Here is a 19980-nt window from a genome sequence, read left to right as displayed (position 1 = left end):
CGCAGCATAGCGCGTATAATCAGGGTAATTGTCCCTTATTTTAGACACTCTATGCAATTTTCTGAATTTGATCTTGATAACAAGCTACTCGATGCCATTAATAAAATGGGTTACGAGACGCCAACCAGCATTCAACAACAAGCTATTCCTGAAGCACTACAGGGGCGCGATATTTTAGCATCTGCGCCTACTGGTACAGGTAAAACAGCGGCATTTTTAATTCCGGCTATTCAGTACTTACTGGATTTCCCACGCCGTGACCCTGGTTTTGCGCGCGTACTCGTTATGACCCCGACTCGTGAGCTGGCTTATCAAATTCATGAACAATGTGAACTGCTAGCTAAACGCACACACCTAAAAATTGGTGTAGTAACAGGCGGTATTAACTACGGCACGCATAAAGAAATTTTTGAAAAAAATAACGATATTTTAATCGCCACACCAGGTCGATTAATGGAATACCTAGAAACCGAAAACTTTCATGCTGAACACGTAGAAATGCTTATTATTGATGAAGCAGATCGCATGTTAGATATGGGTTTCAAAAAAGAAATGAGCCGTATTTGTGACGAAGCTAAAAATCGTCGCCAATGTTTTTTATTCTCAGCAACACTTGAAGGTGACAGCGTAGAAAGGTTTGCTGAAAAAACATTAAACGACCCAGCTCTATTAGAAGCCGAATCGTCACGTAAAGAAAAAGCAAAAATTCACCAATGGGTACATTTAGCCGACGATTATCATCACAAACTTGAATTATTAGTTAATACGCTAAAAAACCCTGACGTAACTAAAGCGATTGTGTTTGTTAAAACTCGCGAACGCTTAGAAACATTGATTGGCGAACTTACAACTAATGATGTAAAAGCGGCGTGGTTACGCGGCGAAATGCCACAAGACAAACGTATGAAAGCCATGGAAAACTTCCACAGTGGCAAAACAAGCATATTAGTTGCTACCGACGTAGCTGCACGTGGTATTGATGTATCTGACATCAGCCACGTTATTAACTTTGATATGCCGCGCACTGCCGACGTATACGTACACCGTATTGGTCGTACTGGCCGTGCTGGTAAAAAAGGGATAGCAATATCGCTAGTTGAAGCACACGATATTGGTATTTTATATAAAGTAGAGCGCTACGTTGAACAAAAATTAAAACGCCGTGTAATTAGAGGTGTTGAGCCACAGCATAAAGAAGCTAAGCCACCGGCTAAAAAACGTAAAGATCCAGTAAAAATGAAAGCCAAGAAAAAGGCTAAGGTTAAAAAGAAAAAGTAACCTAAAACATTTTTATACTAAGCCGACTTTTGTCGGCTTTTTAATGCAAGCCTTGCAGGCTCTGCTGTTTGTACCTGTTACATATGTAACCCAAGCATGTAACTCATACTCATTTAAATGTAATTTTTGCCCACCTGAATTCCCACTTAATAAAATTCCCTTATATTTCATAGCGTTAACATTGGCACCGAAATTGTAACTACAAAGATAACCTAGCCGATGGAATTTCCATATTGTGGCTGCACTATTCACCGTAATGTAAGGATTAAGTTATGAACCGCTTCAAGTTAACTATCGCTTTAGTATCATTTTGTTGTTTATTTTTATTAGCTTGCGCTACAAAAGTAAGTGCAGCAACCAACATGGCCGTAGTAAGCAGTGTAGCCACTCAACCTAACTTACAACAAGCTATCACCAACACCCTACGAACTAATCCTAACCTAGCGTTAAGTGATATTCGTGTGCAGGTAAAAAATGGTGAAGTAGATTTATACGGTGAAGCACAAACTGGTTTTCAGCGCGCACTAGCTCAAAAGTTTTTAGAAAATATGGATGGTGTAAAAATCATTCGTAATAAAATTAGCGTTATTTAATACGCACCACATAAACTTATTTGTATAACTAATCATAAGCGCGGCTTGTTACTCCAACACATGCTGCGCTTTTTTATGTTTATTTTTTGTAGTTATTTCAATTTATCTAGCTGTTGAATAACATCACTTAATTTAAAACTACTTTTTTGTGAATTAAAACTTTCAACAAAAACTTCTTTAAAACTGCTTACCGTAGAATCTTCATTTAGCTCAAAAGGAAAACCCTTAAGTTCCTTTGTTTTTGGGTTAAACTTATAAACAAAATTGTCACCACTTAAACCCGCTGAAAAAACGTAATGATGATTATCAACCCATCCTGCCGCGCCATGAAATAGAGCAATATTTATTTTATCGTTTTGAGTATGTACGCCGACTTTAACTACATTATTTTTATTGAATGCGGCTTTTGTTATCTCTTTACTGGGGATAAACCAAAACCCTTTTGTATTACCCACAAACACAGCTAAATATTCATTATCAGGTGACCAAGTGATAACGTTACTTTCATAACTTTTTCTAGGGCATAAAACATCATCTGAGCTGCAAAACTCTCGTAACTTCTCTTTTTCAATATATGCCGCTTTATTTGGTAAGATTAATGTAGAGGTAAGGTTTTTGTTTTTATCGAGAAAAAGTATTTCAGCGATATTGTTATCTATATTTAATTTATAACTCACATCATATTTAGCATTATATTCGTTACCTACTGAAATAAAGCTAATAACTAGGCTTGAAAATAAAATTATTTTTGTAAACCATTTAATCTTTAACTTCATTTGTTTGTAACCCTAATATCCAAAAAAATACACCTTGTATAACCAATAATTACATAATAAATAGATAAAAGGGAAACTTACCTTATAAAAAATACGTTACAAAATCTGCTGGAGAAAATAATTAATGAATAAAGAAAAGTGACTTGAACTAATTAAAAAGCGCATTTTTACTCTGTAAAAATGCGCTGTTGGTAAGTAACTATTTCCCAATGCTTTTACCTAATGAGCTTTAACTAAATTACTCACTTTGGTTAGAGTCAGTACCGTCGCTACTGTCTTTATTTGATGATTGCTGGCTTATTTTGTCGCTTATCATAGCATCGAGTTTTTCGCCGCCTTTAATACCAAAATCTAAAGTGCGAATTGGGAATGGAATGCTAATGTCCGCCTCGTCTAGTGCTTGCTTAACGGCAACAACACCTTTATGGCGTACCGTCATAAAGTCAGGCTCGCCTGGGTATTTAATCCAAAACCATACCAGTAAGTTGATGCTGCTGTCACCAAAGCCTTCAGCGTATACGGCGGTTTCGTCTTTGCGTATTACAAAGTCAAATTCGTTAATTTTTTCGACTATAACGTCTTTTGCTTTTTCTATGTCGTCACCGTACGAAATACCCACTGGCACTTCTATGCGCCTAACACCTAAAGTGGTGTAATTTTTTAATACATTTCTAAATAAGACTTTATTTGGCACAAGTATTAATTGCCCGTAAAAGCTCTCTATTAGCGTGTTACGTAGGTTTATAGAATGTATTGAACCAAACACATCATCGGTTTCTATTACGTCACCTGTTTTAAATGGCTTACGTACACCCATTGCTATACCAGCAATTAGGTTTTCGGTCATGTCTTGAAACGCAAAACCAATTGCTAAACCCACAATACCTGCACCAGCAAGTAGCGAAGTAACGGTGCCTTTTAAGCCAACAAAATCGAGCGCTATAAATAAACCTATGCACAACACAATAACTTTAAAAATTGACGCCATTAAGTCGGCAATTTGTTTTGAGTCGAGTGAGCGGCGTAATACGTTTTTCATCAGCTTGCCAGCAAAGCGTGCCAATATTGAAAACACAATTGCGATCAGTATCGCAACTATAAAATTAGGGATATGACTTATTACAACATCAAACCACCCTCCGAGCTTTTCTTCTATTAGTTTTTCGGCTTCGTCAATTGACGGAATGCTGATCATTTTATTTGCACCTATTTAATTAGTGTTCTCATTAATATTAGATGAGATTGCAAATATAACGCCAACATCAAAAAAGCCATGCAATGCATGGCTTTTAAATTTTTTATTTAAGCTTATAAACCTAATTTTGTTCGTCGCGCATAAATACCGGCTCAAGCTCTTTAACTGTTGCCTCTGGGCTAAAGTAATAACCTGCTACCGTAAACTCTTTAAGTTGGCTTAACTGCGTTACTTTATTTTCGATAATGTAGCGCGCCATCATGCCGCGTGCTTTTTTAGCATAAAAGCTGATTACTTTATATTGACCGTTTTTACAGTCTTTAAAGTGTGGGGTAATAATTTGTGCATTAAGCGCTTTTTTATCTACCGCTTTAAAATATTCATTTGAAGCAAGGTTAACTAAATATTGTGCGTCTTGCGCTTTTAATACGTCGTTTAGTTTATTCGCGATTACGCTGCCCCAAAACTCGTATAAGTTTTTGCCACGTGAGTTTTCAAGCTTGGTGCCCATTTCAAGGCGATAAGCTTGCATTAAATCAAGTGGTTTTAATAAGCCGTATAAACCCGAAAGTATACGTAAATGGTTTTGTGCGTAATCAAGCTCGCTAGCTTTAAGCGTGCTTGCATCTAAACCGCCATATACATCACCATTAAAGGCAAGTGCGGCTTGTTTAGCATTGCTTTGTGTAAACGGCAGCGCCCACTCACTAAAGCGTGCTGCGTTAAGCCCGGATAGCTTGTCGCTAATTTTCATTAAACTGCCAATTTGCGCTGGTGTTAGTTCACGGCATACTTTCATGAGCTCTTCGCTGTGCTCTAGTAATTCAGGCTGAGTGAACTTGTCTGTTGCGGGTGGCGTTTCGTAATCAAGATTTTTTGCAGGTGAAATAACAGTGATCATAGTTAGCTATTGACTTGTAATTTATTTAGTGTCAATTTCAACATTAAATGAAACGAAAAGCACGTTTTGTTTAAATAAATCCTCTCTTAATAACCCATGCATTGCCGTTTTTTTATTGATCAGGACATAAGACCTATCAAGCATTGTCACACTGTTGCAGTATGGATTAGATATATTAAGAGTGATTAGATTTTTCTTTTAACTTGCTTGGAATGAGGAAAGCAAATGACTTCAGCTCTACAAAGGCTAAAACAACATTCATCTATTGTGGCCGACACTGGTGATATTGAAGCTATTAAAAAGCATCAACCAGAAGATGCAACTACAAACCCGTCGCTTTTATTAAAAGCGAGCGAGATTGAAGCATATAAGCCTTACTTAGATAAAGCTTGGAGCTACGCAAAAGAAACCGAGCAAGAGCCTGCTAAACAACTTGAACTAGCATGTGATTACTTTGCCGTATTACTAGGTAAAGAAATTAGCGCTATTGTACCTGGTTATATTTCTACTGAAGTAGATGCACGCCTTTCGTTTAATACGCAAGCTACGATTGATAAAGCACATACCCTACTTAGCCTTTACGAAAAAGAAGGTGTAAGCAAAGACAAAATTTTAATTAAAGTAGCGTCTACATGGGAAGGTATTAAAGCCGCTGAGCAGCTAGAAAAAGAAGGGACTAAATGTAACCTTACTTTATTATTTAGCGATGCCCAAGCCCGCGCGTGTGCCGATGCAAACGTATTTCTAATTTCGCCATTTGTTGGCCGTATTTTAGATTGGCACGTTGCTAACGGTATGGAAAAACCAACCGATCCGCTACAAGATCCAGGTGTTCAGTCTGTACGCAGCATTTTTGAATTTTACAAACGCCATGACTACAAAACAGTTGTGATGGGTGCAAGTTTCCGTAACACAGGCGAAATTATTGCACTTACAGGTTGTGACAAGCTAACTATTAGCCCTAATCTTTTAGAAGATTTAGGCAACCTTGAAGGCGCACAAGAATATTTGCTTGAAAGCGATGTTCCACAAGAGCCAAAACCAGAGCCATTAACAGAAGCACAGTTCCGTTGGTTACATAACCAAGATGCTATGGCTACTGAAAAACTAGCTGAAGGTATTCGCTCTTTTGCTGATGCACAAGAACAACTAGAGGCGCGCTTTAAAGCAATGTAATTTGCTATAATCGTGTTTTAAAAACGTCGCAATAGCGGCGTTTTTTTATGCCTAAAATACGCTACCCCTCTATATAATCTTCATATCGACTTCATATAATCTTCGTATAAACCTTCATCAATTAATCACACTTATGTAACATAACTGTCACTTTTTTATTCTATTTTAACTAGGCCTGTGGTATAGGTATTCTTGAGGTCAATAAAATCAATAGGAGAAGTTCATGGATAGCCTAAACGATATATTAGAGATATTAGAAGGACCAGATACAACAAGGAAAACCTCTCAGAAAAATAAAAAAAGAAAATGGCGTGAAATAGAAGCAATAAAAGACAAACAGCGCCTACGTAAAGAACTACAAGAACTAGACTACTTTACAGACAGTATTGCAATTGAAGAGCTCGACTTTTAATTCAATACGCCCCAACTAAACAAAAAGGCTTCCGATATATGGAAGCCTTTTTTAATGCGCTGAAAATAGCTGCATGAGATAAATTTATTATTCAGAGCTCAGGTTATTTACACCTGCCAGTTAATCGGTTTTTCACCTTGGGCTTGTAATAGCTCATTCGTTTTTGAAAAATGCTGACAGCCAAAAAAGCCTCTATGCGCCGAAAGCGGCGATGGGTGCGGCCCTTTTAAAACATGATGGCGAGCGCTATCTATGCCTTTACCTTTTTTTTGTGCATGTGCACCCCATAAAATAAATACCACACCTTCGCAGTGTTTATTAATATGCGCTATTACATTATCGGTAAATTGCTCCCATCCTAAATGCTTATGAGAATGCGCTTGCCCTTGCTCAACGGTCAATACTGTATTGAGTAAAAACACGCCCTGATCTGCCCAGCTTTGCAGGTACCCGTGTTCAGGAACAGCAAAACCGCTGATATCGACAGCTAACTCTTTGTACATATTTTTAAGCGACGGCGGCAGCTTTTTTACATCAGGCAATACCGAAAAACACAAGCCATGCGCTTGCCCTTCTCCGTGGTATGGGTCTTGTCCTAAAATTACAACGCGGATGTCATTTAGTGCTGTGGCATCAAAAGCACTAAATACTTGAGGTTCAGGCGGATAAACAGCAACACCTTCATTGCGGCGATTAGCCACATACTCTAACGTTTCCTGCATGTAAGATTGCTGTAATTCACTTTCTAAAAATGTAGCCCAATCGCTCATTGTGTACTCTTAATCTGTTTACGTGATGCATCTATTTTATCACACATGTCCGCGAGTCCATCTAGCATGCGCGGAGTAAAACGATGTAATAAATCGGCATTTACGCTAATAAATTGATCATTTTTAACGGCGGGCACTTCTGGCCACTTTTGCCAATTAACAACCGGCTGTGGTGTTTTTGATTTTTCATCAGGGATAATAATAACTTGTGGCTTAGTAACAATGACATTTTCGATACTAATTTGCGGGTAATCTGTAACGCTCTGTGCAAATACATTACTTACATGGCATGTTTCAATCAGTTGGCTTATCCATGTATTTTTACTTACTGTCATCATGGGCTCAGCCCATAACTGATAAAACCCGGTAATATTTTTTTTATCTTGCTGGCTTTTAACTATACCGTTTAGTTTTTGTGTAAATGCATTTGCCGCTTGCTGGCTTTGCTCAATATTCCCTGTAAATCCACCAAAAGTAAGTAACTCGTCGGCTACACCAGCGATTGTGGTGGGGTTACTTAAATATACTTTTATGCCCAGGCGCTCTATTTGGGCTAAATCTTCGCTTTGATTTCCGCTTTTCCACGCAATTACTAAATCAGGTTTAAGCGCCAATACTTTTTCAAGCGAGATACCGTAATAACCGCCTATGCGCTCAATACTTTGGGCCTCAGCAGGGTAGTCGGCGTAATCAACTGTGCCCACAATATTATCGCCCGCCCCTATGGCAAATAGGTTTTCGACTATATGTGGTGCAAGCGCGATTATGCGCAGCTTTTTAGAATCATTATCCTGCTCTGCAAGTGCACTGCCTGATACACTAAAAAGCAGCAGCCCAATAAAAAACGCTTTAAGCATTAGTAATCAAACCCTTCTAGCGCTTTTATGCCTGAGTCGAATGCGTGTTTTACATTACGCACTTCGCTTACAGTGTCGGCAAGGTCGGTTAAAGTACGATGCGCTGCACGCCCTGTAATAATAACTGACTGCATTGGTGGGCGGTTATTAAGCGCTGTTACCACTTCATCTAAATCAACGTAGCCGTAGGTCACCATATACGTAAGCTCATCGAGTAATACTAAATCAATACTGCTATCTGCAAGCATGCGTTTTGACTCTTGCCATGTTGCTTGGGCGGCTGCGGTATCGGCTTCTTTATTTTGCGTATCCCAGGTAAAACCGGTGTTCATTACAACAAACTCAACGCCTGCACCTTGTAATAAATTACGCTCGCCACATTCCCATGTACCTTTAATATATTGGCAAACGGCTGCTTTTTTACCATGCCCTACGCAGCGTGCTACAACGCCAAAACCCGAGGTTGATTTACCTTTACCATTGCCGGTAATTACCTGAAAAATACCTTTTACATCTTGTGCTGCAGCAACGCGCGCATCCACTTGTTCTTTTACTTTTTGTTGGCGCTGCTTGTGCTTATCGTTGTTTTGTTCAGTCATTATTGTGTCCTTCATAAATCGAGATAATTTGCTGTATGTTTAAATGCGTTTCGCACATGGTTGCTAATCGTTCTAACTGCTGCTCACGGTGAGCGGCAATACTAATTGGGTCAATTGTGGCGCTTGGTTTTACCCATTTTAAAATTTGCGATGTAGCATCGGCTTCATCAAATAAGCCATGTAAATAAGTGCCCGCAATGGCGTTATCATCGCTAATAAAGCCATCGAACATAAAACCATGTGGATGGCTTTCATCAAAGGTTAAAAATGGCTTATTAAGCGCTGTACCTTGGCTAATCCCTGCATGTATTTCGTAACCACTACAGGGTGTTTGTTGGTTATTTAAAAGCAGTGAAGCGGTTATTTTAGTTAATACTTTTTGTGCCGTCAGCGTGGTTTCAAAGTCGCATAGAGCAAGCCCAGTCACTTGTTTTAATGATGACTCAATACCATCGGGATCATTGATTGTATTGCCCAGCATTTGCATGCCGCCACAAATACCAAGTACTTTGCCACCATAGCGTAAGTGGCGCTTAATTTGAGTGTCCCAGCCTTCATTTTTCAAAAAATTTAAATCACCCAGCACATTTTTACTGCCTGGGAGAATTATCAGATCAACGTCTGGGATCGTTTGGGTATGGCGCACATAATTTATATTAATGTTTGGGTGCAAACGCAGTGCATCAAAATCGGTGTGGTTACTAATGTGGGGAACAAGTAGCACTGCAATATTAATTGTGGCGTTGGTTACATTATTATCAATTGCGACGGCGTCTTCGGCATCAAGCGCAAGATCGTGCAAATAAGGTAATACGCCAAGTACGGGTTTGTTTGTGTATTCTTCAAGCCAATCAAGCCCGCCTTGCAGCAAACCTATATCGCCTCTAAAGCGGTTTATAACAAAGCCTTTTACGCGCGCCTGTTCTGACTCGCTTAACAACGCAAGCGTACCTACCAAATGTGCAAACACACCACCTTTATCAATATCGGCAATAATAATGACAGGGCAATCTACCTCTTCGGCGTAACCCATATTGGCAATATCGTTTTCACGCAGGTTTATTTCAGCAGGGCTCCCCGCTCCTTCAACAAGGAGTAATTCAAAGCGTTTAGCTAAGCGGTTATGTGAGGTAATTACTGCATCCATCGCTACTTTTTTATAGTCGTGATATTTGCCAGCTTCCATATTACTAATGGCTTTTCCGTGAATAATCACTTGTGCGCCCGTGTCGCTATTAGGCTTAAGTAATATAGGGTTAAAATCTATTTCGGGCTCTACTTTAGCTGCTATTGCTTGCAAAGCTTGCGCACGACCAATTTCGCCGCCATCTTTTGTTACTGCGCTATTAAGTGCCATATTTTGTGGTTTAAAAGGCGCAACCTTTACCCCTCGCTTAGCAAATACCCTGCAAAGGGCTGCAACTAAAGTGCTTTTACCTGCGTCGGAAGTAGTGCCTTGCACCATCAAGGTTTTCATGGAATTACACCCTTCGCTTTCTAAAAAACAATAAACTTAAAAAGAACACACTACCAATAGCAGCAGTAATAACGCCTACGGGCAATTCTTGGTTTTTTAGCAAGGAGCGCGAAAGTACATCAACCCACACCATAAATGTACCGCCCACTAAGCTGGTTACCAGTAAGCCAGCGATGGTGCCTTGGGATATAAAAAAGCGCACAATGTGCGGTACCATTAATCCTACAAACCCAATACCACCACACATAGCCACCAGCACAGCGGTAATTAATGAGCTCAAAACCAGCATAAGTATTCTAAAGCGCTGGACCCTAACACCTAATGTAATTGCGCTTTCATCGCCAAGTAACATAGCATTGAGTTGCCTTCTAAAGCTCAGCATTACAAACGTACACAATGTGATTACCAATAAAGGTAACCAAAGCGTAGCCCACTGCGCACGAGCAAAGCTGCCCAGCGTCCAAAATAAAATAGCGGCTACCGCCTGAGGGTCGCTCCAATAAAGCAACAAGCTGGTAAATGCACTAAATAAAAACGACAGAGCAACACCAGCTAATAACATTGATTCTACCTGTGCACTTTGCTGCCTACCTGCAATAAGTATTAATAAACTCATAGCGAGTAAGCTGCCCAGCAGTGCTGCTGCCGATAGCATAAAGCCTGCGCTAATGCCTGCTAGCGCCATAAGTAACACCACGCCAAATGAGGCACCCGACGATATACCAAATAAGTAAGGATCGGCTAAAGGGTTGCGCGTTACCGTTTGTAAAATAAGCCCTGCAATTGCTAAGCCAGAGCCTGCTAAAAAGGCGAGTAATGTGCGTGGCATTCTTAGCTCGTAAATAATACGCGTATTAAAAGACGCATCATTTGAGAGTAAAAAGCTATTAAGTACGTCTTGAAGTGAAGTCTCTGCTGCGCCAAAACTAAGTGCTGCAAATAAGCTAAATAAAGCCGCTGCAGCACTTATGAATAGCGCAAGTGAGTGGCGATTATTAACTGTGCTCATATTATTTGTAACCATAAAAGTAAGTGATATGAGGGATGCTATTTCCCGACTTCGATATTTGCGGGTGGTCATTTACTTGGGCGCAGACACCAAAAACGTCGCCTAACATGTTTTCGGTTAATACCTCACTTGGCGTACCTGTATGTGTAATTTCACCGTTTTTAATAACCACTAGTTCATCGCACATTGCCGAGGCTAAGTTTAAATCATGAAACGATGCAAACACCGTCACACCCAACGATTTAGCAAGCTCCATTACCTGTATTTGGTATTTAACATCTAAATGGCTAGTTGGTTCGTCCATTATTAACAACTGAGGTTGCTGGACTATGGCGCGGGCTATCAAGGCACGTTGCTTTTCACCGCCTGAGAGCGACTCAAAGCTTTGATCACTATGATCTTCCAACCCGACTGTATTGATTGCTTGAATGATTTTTTGTTTATCAATGTTAGTTATTGAGCTAAATAACGATTTATGAGGCGTTAGCCCAAGCGCAATAACATCAAATACGCTTAAGTTAAATTGCGACGGAGTTTCTTGTAAAACAACCGCTACTTTTTTTGCGTACTCATCGCTTTTTAGCTGCCAAATGTCGGTGTTGTTAAACTCTACAACGCCATCACTAGGTTTATTAAAGCGATATAAACAACGCAATAAGCTCGATTTACCTGCGCCATTAGGTCCAATTAAACCAACAAATTTACCTGTGGTTATTTTAAGGTTTATTTTTTTGAGGATCGTTTTATTGCCAATATCCCACGATACGTTTTTAACGTTTAGTAATGGTGTATTTAATGGCGTTTGAGTGTGCAATAGTCAGTCCTAGGCTAGGGTCTGTTGATCTTTCAAGGTTAAATTTGCAACAGTCTGTTTGGTATTTAGGCAAGGCAGAGCCTATGTAGTGTGGTTATTCCCCATAAATGGGCGATAACGTAGCATTAATGCCAAACAGGCGCTGCCCAAAGGGTTCTTCCTAGGGGCTATTTACTCTTTGTTGCTCGGTTTTTACTTAGCCCACTAGGTTACAAACCTCGCGCCGCGATTAAATAGCCCCTAGTTTGAACAAATTTTAATCCGCAAAGTTCAACAGACCCTAGGTTGAACTCACTAAAAATGCGATAAAAATACTAATGCACTACAAGAAAAAATGAGTAAACCCGCTCGTTAAAAAAATTCATACTAATTGCATTAAATTAGTGATTTATTATAGCGACAGATAAATAGCTTAATAACAAGGCGGAAATTATGACATATAGTTGTTATATATGAATAATTTTTAACGAAGTTAGTAAGTTATTTAATTCGCTAGAAAGATCATGTTTTTAATAAAATTGGTATTATACCATTTGTATCTGACTTAAAGCTTTGCGCTAATTACAGTTGCGGGAACAGTCGAGGACTCGCACCTCATTCCAAATGAAGCTCTATTATGGGCGGCTAAGTAAATAATTTAAAGCAAAAAAAACCGCACTCAAAAGAGCGCGGTTAAAAAGGGAGTGTTTTAACTAATTTAGCGAATAGTTAAAACTTGTATTCCATACCTAAGCCTACGTAGTCTTGGTCAACGTTGTTGTCCATATCGAAGCTTGAGTAAAAACCAAATACTTTAATATTTTTATTTAATTTGTGATCAAGACCAACTGAAATTGCTGACTTATCGTCGCTGTCGTCAAAGTCCATATCTTGGTATTGCACTTTAAATGTGTTGTTACCCATGCTGTAAGCAGCATTTAGCAAGTAACCATCCGCTTCTGCGCTGCCATCTACTGCTTCTTGTGTTTGGTACATTGCGCCCAATTTAAAATTTTCGATTTTACCTTGGATTGATGCACGCACTACGTCGTAGCCATTTACTTCGCTATCGGCCGCAATAGAGGCGTATACAGCGCTCTTTTTAAGTGCCACGTCGCCGTATGTCACCGCCATTGAATAACCGTTATCAGCGTCTACATCATCTTCAGCTACAAAAGTAGCTAGTACTTTAAAACCTTCGTATGAGTTTGATGAATAACTAACTGTATTTCCTAAGCGGTTTTCACCTTTAAATACATTTTTAATGTCGCCTTCAAGGTCGTTAAATAAATCTAACTTACCTTGAGATTGCTTAAGCGCAGTATCGTTACGACCAATTACAACCTGACCAAACGCACCTTTTAAACCAACATATTGGTTACGCGCAGAAATATTGTCGTCGTTATCGCCTTTTGAATCAGCATCAGACACATCAACTTGAAACTCAAACTTATATACCGCTTCTAAACTATCATTTATTTTTTCAGAACCTTTAACACCAAGACGAGATGCATTACTTTTTATCTCGGTAAAAGACCCTTCGCCATCATCAGATGATTGCACTGTTACATTCGCTTTACCGTAAATGTCTACGTCGGCAAGTGCATTAAAAGATAAACCACTTAATAGTGCTAAGCATAAGCTCGATTTTACAAATTTCATGTTATTTCCTTGGATAATCACAAAAGACTAATTTTCAAAACTGCTGCATTTTGTCATTCCTAAATGACAGTAATATTACAACGGAAATATTAATGTCTTTTTTTGTTAATAAAAATGCATTAAATGTGAAATAAAAATAACATGAAAGCCTAGTAAATGGTCGTACTTACTTATCTTGCTTTAATGACAAGCTTGGCGTCATTTGCGAAAGTAAATTAACTAAGGTTTCTATTAGCTCTTTTTGCTCGTTGTCTCTGTGATACGCTATAAATACGTCTCTTGAGGTGTTTTCTACCCCTTTAACATGAAACAACTCACCTTTTTCTAAATGCCCTTCAACCAATACTCGAGGTATAAATGCACTACCACCACATTGCAGTATTAAATCAAGTGCAATACGCCCCGTGCTGGTTCTAAAGTAAGGGGGTGTTTTTCCTGTAAACTGACGCGCATGCCAAAGAGAAAAAGTAGTTCCCCAATCAACATATACATATTGATTATCAAAAAAGTTTTCGTTCGTTGCGGTGTCGTATCCGCTTACTGGAATGATTGGCAACTCACAAATTCGCTCTACCACTAATTCATCTACTTTTGGTGGATCAAATAATATTGCCAAATCGAGAGTACGCTCTAATAAAAGTCGAGTGCTCTCTTGTTGTGCTTTAACTTCTGCAACCAACGACACGCCCGGCATCGCCGATACAATATTTGTTATACCAAACTGTAAAAAAGCATCCCAAATATTAGGCGTTCCTGCTAAGCTAATTTGCTTATGCATATTGTCGGCAAGTGCAACATCTACTTTGGCCCGCTGCATGCCCGTAATAATCATTTGTGCGTGCGGTAATAAGCGCTCGCCAGGTGCTGTAAGTTGAATATTATTACGCTGGCGAATAAACAAATTAACACCAAGCCCTTGCTCTAATTGGCGAATTCTAAAGCTCACTGCAGACTGCGTAATATAAAGGTTTTCGGCCGCTTTACCAAAGTGACGCGTACGCACTACCTCAACGAATGTTTTTAATAAATCGATATCCAATTTTTTATCCTCACGATAAAAATAATTTGTTTAATAAATTGCCAAACTTGCATCATACTCCAGCTAATTAATAGGGTATGAGGATAAAGCTATGAGCAATAACATTTCATTACTACGCCAAGCATTTGTTAGCCAACGTCAATTTTATGATGATCAGAATTTTCCACGTGGTTTTAGCCGCAGCGGAAACTTCACCTTATTAGAAGCCAGTATATTAGAACAACACGGTGTTGTTTTAAGAGGCTTATACAGTAAAACAATTGAACCGCAAAACGAACATCAAGAACAGTTTGTAGCAGTAGTAACTGGCTCACAAGAACCTACTAACCCAATCGAACGTGCTTGGGTAAAATACTTAAAGCTAACGACCTGTAAAACCAAGTTTCATACTTTATTTGGCCGCTCAAAAATGTCAGGGCCGGCACCGATTAGCCAAGAGTATTATTCAGAAGCGGATAATCTGTAAGTACTTAAGTTGTTTGCTTTTTTGCGTTTTAACAGTTACAACTTGTATAAGCAAATAATTTTGCAAAATATAAACAAGGTTGTTACGTGACGCGAAAAATACTAATAGTTGAAGATACACCTGCAATGGCGCGAGTGCAAAAGCACATCGCGCTTAAAGCAGGTTATGAAGTTGATATAGCAGAGTCATTAGCACAAGCAAAAGAGCTGATAAGTAAAAATAGCTACTTTTGCGCTGTAGTTGACTTTATATTACCTGATGCCCCGTCAGGTGAAGCAGTACCCTGCACTGTTAATGCTGATATTCCAACGATTGTAATGACGGGCAATATTGATAAAAAAACCCGCGACACCGTAGAAAAATACCCAATCATCGATTACATCATTAAAGAAAACAAACAAGCATATCAATACCTTGAAAGACAATTACTTAGATTAACTCGCAACGAAAATGTAAAAGTGCTCGTTGTTGATGACTCCGCATCCACACGTACTTATATATGCAGCTTGCTTGCACGCCATAAATATCAAACTCTACAAGCTGAAGACGGTATAGAAGCACTGGCTATACTTGAAACATCTTCGGATATATCGGTAATTATTACTGATAACGAAATGCCAAACATGAATGGTGATGAACTATGCACTGAAATTCGTCGTTTATATGACAACGATGAAAAAGTGATTATAGGTATTTCAGCCGCAGACTCGTCTGATTTATCAACTTTGTTTTTAAAAAATGGCGCAAACGATTACCTGCATAAACCTTTTAATAATGAAGAGTTTTATTGCAGACTTAGCCAAAACGTCGATATGTTAGAACTTATGGCCACCATAAAACGACAGGCTAATACTGATTACCTTACTAATTTACCAAACCGCCGTTACTTTTTCGAAAAAGCTGAAAAATCACTAAAGAAAATTAAACGTGCTAAAGGTGATGGTGCTTTAGCGATGCTTGATATTGATCACTTTAAAGCGATTAACGACACATACGGACACGATGTTGGCGACGAAGTATTAAAAGGGCTCTCCATTTGCTTTAGTAAATATTTTAAAAAGTATTTAGTGGCCCGCTTAGGTGGTGAAGAGTTTGCCGTTTACTTTGCAAATGCGGATAAACAAGAAGCACTAAAAAGACTTGAAGGTTTTAGGTACTTTATAGAGGCGAACAGCCAAGAGTTTAGTAAAGAAAAAATCAAATTTACTATATCTATTGGTTTTGCAGATGGGCCTGTTTATCAAATTGATGAATTATTAAAACAGGCCGATTTAAAACTTTACGACGCTAAAGAATCTGGCCGTAATAAAGTAGTTAGCTAACAGCTCTATAAGGTTAATTATACTTCTGCGGCTGTAATAGCCGCTTTTTTACGTTTGCGTGATTGATTGTAAGAGTCCCAACTAAAAATAGCTAGCGCACTCCAAATACATGCAAACGTTACTAATCTCTCAGCGTCAAACACTTCACCGTAAAACACCACTGCCAATATAAACATTAGGCTTGGCCCAATATACTGAAAAAAGCCTAATGTAGTGTATTGCAAACGCTTAGCGGCGCCGGTAAAACACAGCAGTGGTAATGTAGTTACAATACCAGCACTAATCAGTAATGCATTAGTATGCCAATCGTTAGCTGGCAGGCTTGATGTTGCTGTAGGCACCATTAACCACCAATAAATGAGTGCAACAGGAAGTAATATAAGTGCTTCGAGTAAAATGCCAGGCAAGGCTTCAACGGGTAGTTTTTTACGTAACAAACCATAAAGCGCAAACGATATAGCTAATGAAAATGCCACTACCGGAAACGAGCCAAAACTAATTAGCTGCAGCACAACACCGGTAAAGGCCAGTGCCACTGCTACACCTTGAAACTTACGCAGGCGTTCACCTAAAAAGAGCATACCCAGTAATACATTTAAAAGAGGGTTTATGTAATAGCCCAAACTCGCATCAAGCATATGGTTATTATTTATAGCCCATATAAATAAACCCCAGTTAAACCCTAGTAATGTTGAGGTAATAACAAGCATAAGCAAAAGCTTAGGCTGAACAATAATGCGTTTAATTTTACCCCAATACTTTAAAACACTTACTACTAATACTAAAAATACAACCGACCAAACAACCCGATGCATTAAAATTTCAAAGGCAGAAACATGCTGAATTAACTTAAAATATATTGGCGCAAGGCCCCACATAAAAAAAGCAAGACAAGCAAAAATAGCACCTTTACGCTGCTCAGTATCAATCGACATAATAAACACTTAGTGATTTAAAAGGCCGCTAGTTTACTTCCCATACACGTTTTATCCAACTAAATACGTGCCTGTCCCAAAAGCAATTTGAACTGATTCCTCATTATGTAATTCCATTCGACAAACACACACTTTATTACCTGAGCGAATAAGTGTGGCACTCGCTGTAAAGCTCTCTCCTTTACCAGGGCGCAAATAATCAGTGCGCAAGTCGATAGTCCCAAGCGTGGCTAATTTTGTTTGCACACTTCCTATATCTAAATCGGTGAGCTTATCAATCACGCTTGCTGCAGCGAGCATACCGCCTACATTATCAAGTACGGCTGAAATAACACCACCGTGCAGTATTTTTTGCGCAGGGTTACCAATGAGTACATCCTGCCACGGAAACGTAATTTTGGCCTGTTCAGGGCTCAACGACTCAACCGATATTTGTAAAAACTGGTTAAACGGCATGCCATTTACAAATAATGCGCCCACTTGTTCAATTAACATTTCTTTATTCATTATTATTCTCTATGTTTAAACTGGTACGATGAGTAAAGCATAACTTAAGCAAAACTACGAGGCTCTAGTTAAATCACTTACTTAGCAACCTAACTTTAAGAAAGCAGATCTATCTTAATAAGCGGTTTCAACACTACCAGAGTTTAATTTACTTACAATAGAGTTGAGGTTAATACCAATTAGCTTAATTAAGTGATCTATCTGGATGTAAGAAAATAGTGTCTATAACAAGGCAAAAACTCGTTATTTAGTTGTTCTATATCAGAAATTTTTAACGCAGCTAGCATCAGATTTGATCCCTCAAATTGATTAAGTAGTATTGCGGATTGGTATAAGTAACTCAGCTAAAGACATCTCACTAAAAAACCACTAAAATACCCGCCAATGAATACATCAACACCACCTTCTAGCACCCTTGTGCGTAAACCCGAAACTGTCCTCAAACAAGTGTTTGGCTACAGTGAATTTCGCGACGGCCAAAAAACAGTTATTGATGCTGCTATTAACGGCCAAGACTCGCTTGTATTGCTCCCTACTGGCGGCGGAAAATCGGTTTGCTATCAAATACCTGCTTTAGTGCTCGAAGGCGTAACTATTGTCATATCTCCGCTCATATCGCTAATGCAAGATCAGGTAACGCAACTTCAAGCACTTGGGGTAAAAGCCGCTTACGTAAATAACAGCTTAGCGCGAGAAGAGCAGCAATTGGTGTATCAACAGCTTCATCAGGGGCAAATTAAGCTTTTATATGTGGCACCTGAAAAAGTATTACAACGCGAATTTTTAGAGCGTTTATCGCATTTAAATGTAAGCTTATTTGCCATTGACGAAGCGCATTGTGTGTCGCATTGGGGTCACGATTTTAGGCCTCATTACTTTCGCTTAAACGAATTAAAGCAACGTTTTGCACATGTACCCATGATGGCGCTCACTGCAACTGCCGATAAAGCCACCCGTTTTGATATCGTTGAGCAACTAAAACTACAACAGCCTTATATTCATACTGGCAGCTTTGATCGCCCCAATATTCGCTACACCATAGAAGAAAAATTTAAACCTATGGTGCAACTGCTTCGCTACTTAAAAGAGCAAAAAAGCCAGAGCGGTATTATTTATTGCACTAGTCGTAAACGCGTAGACGACATTGCTGAAAAAATTGCAGATGCAGGGCTAAACGCTGCCGCTTACCATGCAGGTATGAGTAACGAGCAACGACAATTTGTACAAACTGGTTTTGCCCGTGACGATATACAAATAGTGGTCGCAACCGTTGCCTTTGGTATGGGTATAAACAAGCCTAACGTGCGTTTTGTACTGCATTACGATATTCCAAAAAGTATCGAGTCGTACTATCAAGAAACGGGGCGTGCTGGGCGAGATGGACTTGCCGCAGAAGCTATAATGTATTTTGATCCAGCTGATATAGGTCGCGTAAGGCGCTTTTTTGAAGACATAGACGACGAACAACGCCGCCGTGTAGAAGAACAACGCTTTAACGCAATGGCAAGCTTTGCCGAAGCACAAACGTGTCGCCGTCAAATATTACTTAACTATTTTAGTGAGTATCAGCGCGAACCTTGTGGTAACTGCGATATTTGCTTAAATCCACCTAAAAGCTTTGACGGTACATTGGTTGCCCAACAAGCACTTTCTTGTGTGTATAGAGCTGACCAGCACTTTGGTCTTGGGTACATTGTTGAATTACTACGTGGTGCAAATACTAGCCGCATACGCGATAACAATCATCATGAGCTAAGCACTTACGGCATAGGTAAAGATAAAAGCAGTGAATTTTGGCTTAGTATTTTACGCCAGCTTATTCATCAAGGCTTACTTAGCCAAGATATAACGCAAGGTGCGTCACTTAGGTTAACCGAAGCCGCGCGTGCAATTTTAAAAGGTGAGTACGCACTGCAATTAGCCGAGCCACGCCTGCAAGCCAAACACGTTTATCAAGATAAGTTAGCGCAATTTAATTACGACAAAAAACTGTTTGCTCGCCTGCGCGCACTACGTAAAGAACTTGCTGATGCCGATGATGTACCACCTTATGTGGTATTTAATGATAAAACATTAGCCGAAATGGCGCAGCTTATGCCAACAAACGACAGTGAATTTTTAAAAGTGTCGGGTGTGGGTTTTACTAAGTTAAATAAGTACGGCGGCGAATTTTTAACTGCAATTCGCAATTACCTAGCTACAAATTAAGAATG

20 protein-coding genes and 1 riboswitch are annotated in these 19980 nt (G+C 39.3%); of the genes, 7 read left to right on the top strand and 13 right to left on the bottom strand.

Translation table 11 applies throughout. The annotated features are described in order from the left end of the window. Positions 1–51: 51 nt before the first annotated feature. A complete protein-coding gene (gene srmB / locus GQR45_RS04145) occupies positions 52–1278 on the top strand; it encodes an ATP-dependent RNA helicase SrmB (RefSeq protein WP_007376476.1) in 1227 nt (408 codons plus the stop codon). 272 nt (positions 1279–1550) lie between these two features. Then, positions 1551–1871 carry a BON domain-containing protein gene (locus tag GQR45_RS04140; protein WP_010553266.1) on the top strand — a complete coding sequence of 107 codons (321 nt, stop codon included), beginning with the start codon at positions 1551–1553 and terminating at the stop codon, positions 1869–1871. A gap of 92 nt (positions 1872–1963) precedes the next feature. Here GQR45_RS04140 and GQR45_RS04135 read toward each other — a convergent pair whose 3' ends face one another. From GQR45_RS04135 to yaaA, 3 genes are all read right to left on the bottom strand, one after another. Next, the gene (locus GQR45_RS04135; protein WP_165725198.1) at positions 1964–2647 is read right to left on the bottom strand and encodes a hypothetical protein; all 684 of its coding nucleotides are present in this window, start codon (positions 2645–2647) and stop codon (positions 1964–1966) included. Positions 2648–2885: 238 nt separating this feature from the next. Further along, complete coding sequence (locus GQR45_RS04130) at positions 2886–3842, bottom strand: mechanosensitive ion channel family protein (protein ID WP_165725197.1); 957 nt, start codon at positions 3840–3842, stop codon at positions 2886–2888. 121 nt (positions 3843–3963) lie between these two features. Beyond that, positions 3964–4743, bottom strand: coding sequence for a peroxide stress protein YaaA (gene yaaA, locus GQR45_RS04125; RefSeq protein ID WP_165725196.1), 780 nt, complete (start codon positions 4741–4743; stop codon positions 3964–3966). Positions 4744–4968: 225 nt separating this feature from the next. On the opposite strand from yaaA, the gene tal reads away from it, so the two are divergent. Both tal and GQR45_RS04115 read left to right on the top strand, forming a co-directional pair. Then, on the top strand, positions 4969–5919 hold the full coding sequence (gene tal / locus GQR45_RS04120) for a transaldolase (RefSeq protein WP_007376481.1): 951 nt from the start codon (positions 4969–4971) through the stop codon (positions 5917–5919). Positions 5920–6142: 223 nt separating this feature from the next. Next, positions 6143–6331 (top strand): DUF3545 family protein, encoded by a 189-nt coding sequence (locus GQR45_RS04115; protein WP_007583746.1) that lies wholly within the window; start codon positions 6143–6145, stop codon positions 6329–6331. Between the two features lie 107 nt (positions 6332–6438). Here GQR45_RS04115 and ung read toward each other — a convergent pair whose 3' ends face one another. The 8 genes from ung to GQR45_RS04075 all read right to left on the bottom strand — a co-directional run bounded on the left by ung (position 6439) and on the right by GQR45_RS04075 (position 14537). Next, positions 6439–7101: a uracil-DNA glycosylase gene (gene ung, locus GQR45_RS04110; RefSeq protein ID WP_165725195.1), complete on the bottom strand. Its 663-nt coding sequence runs from the start codon at positions 7099–7101 to the stop codon at positions 6439–6441. Further along, positions 7098–7958 (bottom strand): cobalamin-binding protein, encoded by an 861-nt coding sequence (locus tag GQR45_RS04105; RefSeq protein ID WP_165725194.1) that lies wholly within the window; start codon positions 7956–7958, stop codon positions 7098–7100. The genes ung and GQR45_RS04105 overlap by 4 nt, the downstream gene beginning before the upstream one ends. Then, positions 7958–8557, bottom strand: coding sequence for a cob(I)yrinic acid a,c-diamide adenosyltransferase (gene cobO, locus GQR45_RS04100; RefSeq protein WP_007376484.1), 600 nt, complete (start codon positions 8555–8557; stop codon positions 7958–7960). Before cobO ends, GQR45_RS04105 begins: the two co-directional genes overlap by 1 nt. Next, positions 8550–10034, bottom strand: a complete 1485-nt coding sequence (locus tag GQR45_RS04095) for a cobyric acid synthase (RefSeq protein ID WP_165725193.1) — start codon at positions 10032–10034, stop codon at positions 8550–8552. Before GQR45_RS04095 ends, cobO begins: the two co-directional genes overlap by 8 nt. Before the next feature lie 4 nt (positions 10035–10038). Then, positions 10039–11043 (bottom strand): iron ABC transporter permease, encoded by a 1005-nt coding sequence (locus GQR45_RS04090; RefSeq protein ID WP_165725192.1) that lies wholly within the window; start codon positions 11041–11043, stop codon positions 10039–10041. 1 nt (position 11044) lies between these two features. Then, positions 11045–11857: an ABC transporter ATP-binding protein gene (locus tag GQR45_RS04085; protein WP_165725191.1), complete on the bottom strand. Its 813-nt coding sequence runs from the start codon at positions 11855–11857 to the stop codon at positions 11045–11047. A 512-nt stretch (positions 11858–12369) separates the two neighbouring features. After that, positions 12370–12504, bottom strand: a riboswitch (cobalamin riboswitch). 61 nt (positions 12505–12565) lie between these two features. Then, positions 12566–13498, bottom strand: coding sequence for a porin (locus tag GQR45_RS04080; RefSeq protein ID WP_007583738.1), 933 nt, complete (start codon positions 13496–13498; stop codon positions 12566–12568). A gap of 166 nt (positions 13499–13664) precedes the next feature. Continuing rightward, complete coding sequence (locus tag GQR45_RS04075; RefSeq protein WP_165725190.1) at positions 13665–14537, bottom strand: LysR family transcriptional regulator; 873 nt, start codon at positions 14535–14537, stop codon at positions 13665–13667. Between the two features lie 91 nt (positions 14538–14628). On the opposite strand from GQR45_RS04075, the gene GQR45_RS04070 reads away from it, so the two are divergent. After that, entirely contained in the window at positions 14629–15003 is a 375-nt protein-coding gene (locus tag GQR45_RS04070; RefSeq protein WP_007583734.1) for a DUF413 domain-containing protein, read from the top strand. Between the two features lie 86 nt (positions 15004–15089). Then, positions 15090–16325 (top strand): response regulator, encoded by a 1236-nt coding sequence (locus GQR45_RS04065; RefSeq protein ID WP_165725189.1) that lies wholly within the window; start codon positions 15090–15092, stop codon positions 16323–16325. A 17-nt stretch (positions 16326–16342) separates the two neighbouring features. On the opposite strand, the gene rarD is transcribed toward GQR45_RS04065, so the two are convergent. Continuing rightward, a complete protein-coding gene (gene rarD / locus GQR45_RS04060) occupies positions 16343–17260 on the bottom strand; it encodes an EamA family transporter RarD (RefSeq protein WP_165725188.1) in 918 nt (305 codons plus the stop codon). A 51-nt stretch (positions 17261–17311) separates the two neighbouring features. After that, on the bottom strand, positions 17312–17767 hold the full coding sequence (locus tag GQR45_RS04055; protein WP_206008532.1) for a thioesterase family protein: 456 nt from the start codon (positions 17765–17767) through the stop codon (positions 17312–17314). A gap of 384 nt (positions 17768–18151) precedes the next feature. Here GQR45_RS04055 and recQ point away from each other — a divergent pair, with 384 nt between their 5' ends. Beyond that, positions 18152–19975 (top strand): DNA helicase RecQ, encoded by a 1824-nt coding sequence (gene recQ / locus GQR45_RS04050; protein ID WP_165725187.1) that lies wholly within the window; start codon positions 18152–18154, stop codon positions 19973–19975. Positions 19976–19980: the final 5 nt, after the last annotated feature.

Source organism: Pseudoalteromonas sp. SA25 (genome assembly GCF_011378705.1).
In the GTDB taxonomy this organism is placed as follows: Bacteria; Pseudomonadota; Gammaproteobacteria; order Enterobacterales; family Alteromonadaceae; genus Pseudoalteromonas; species Pseudoalteromonas arctica.
This window is presented reverse-complemented; position numbering and strand designations above follow the sequence as displayed.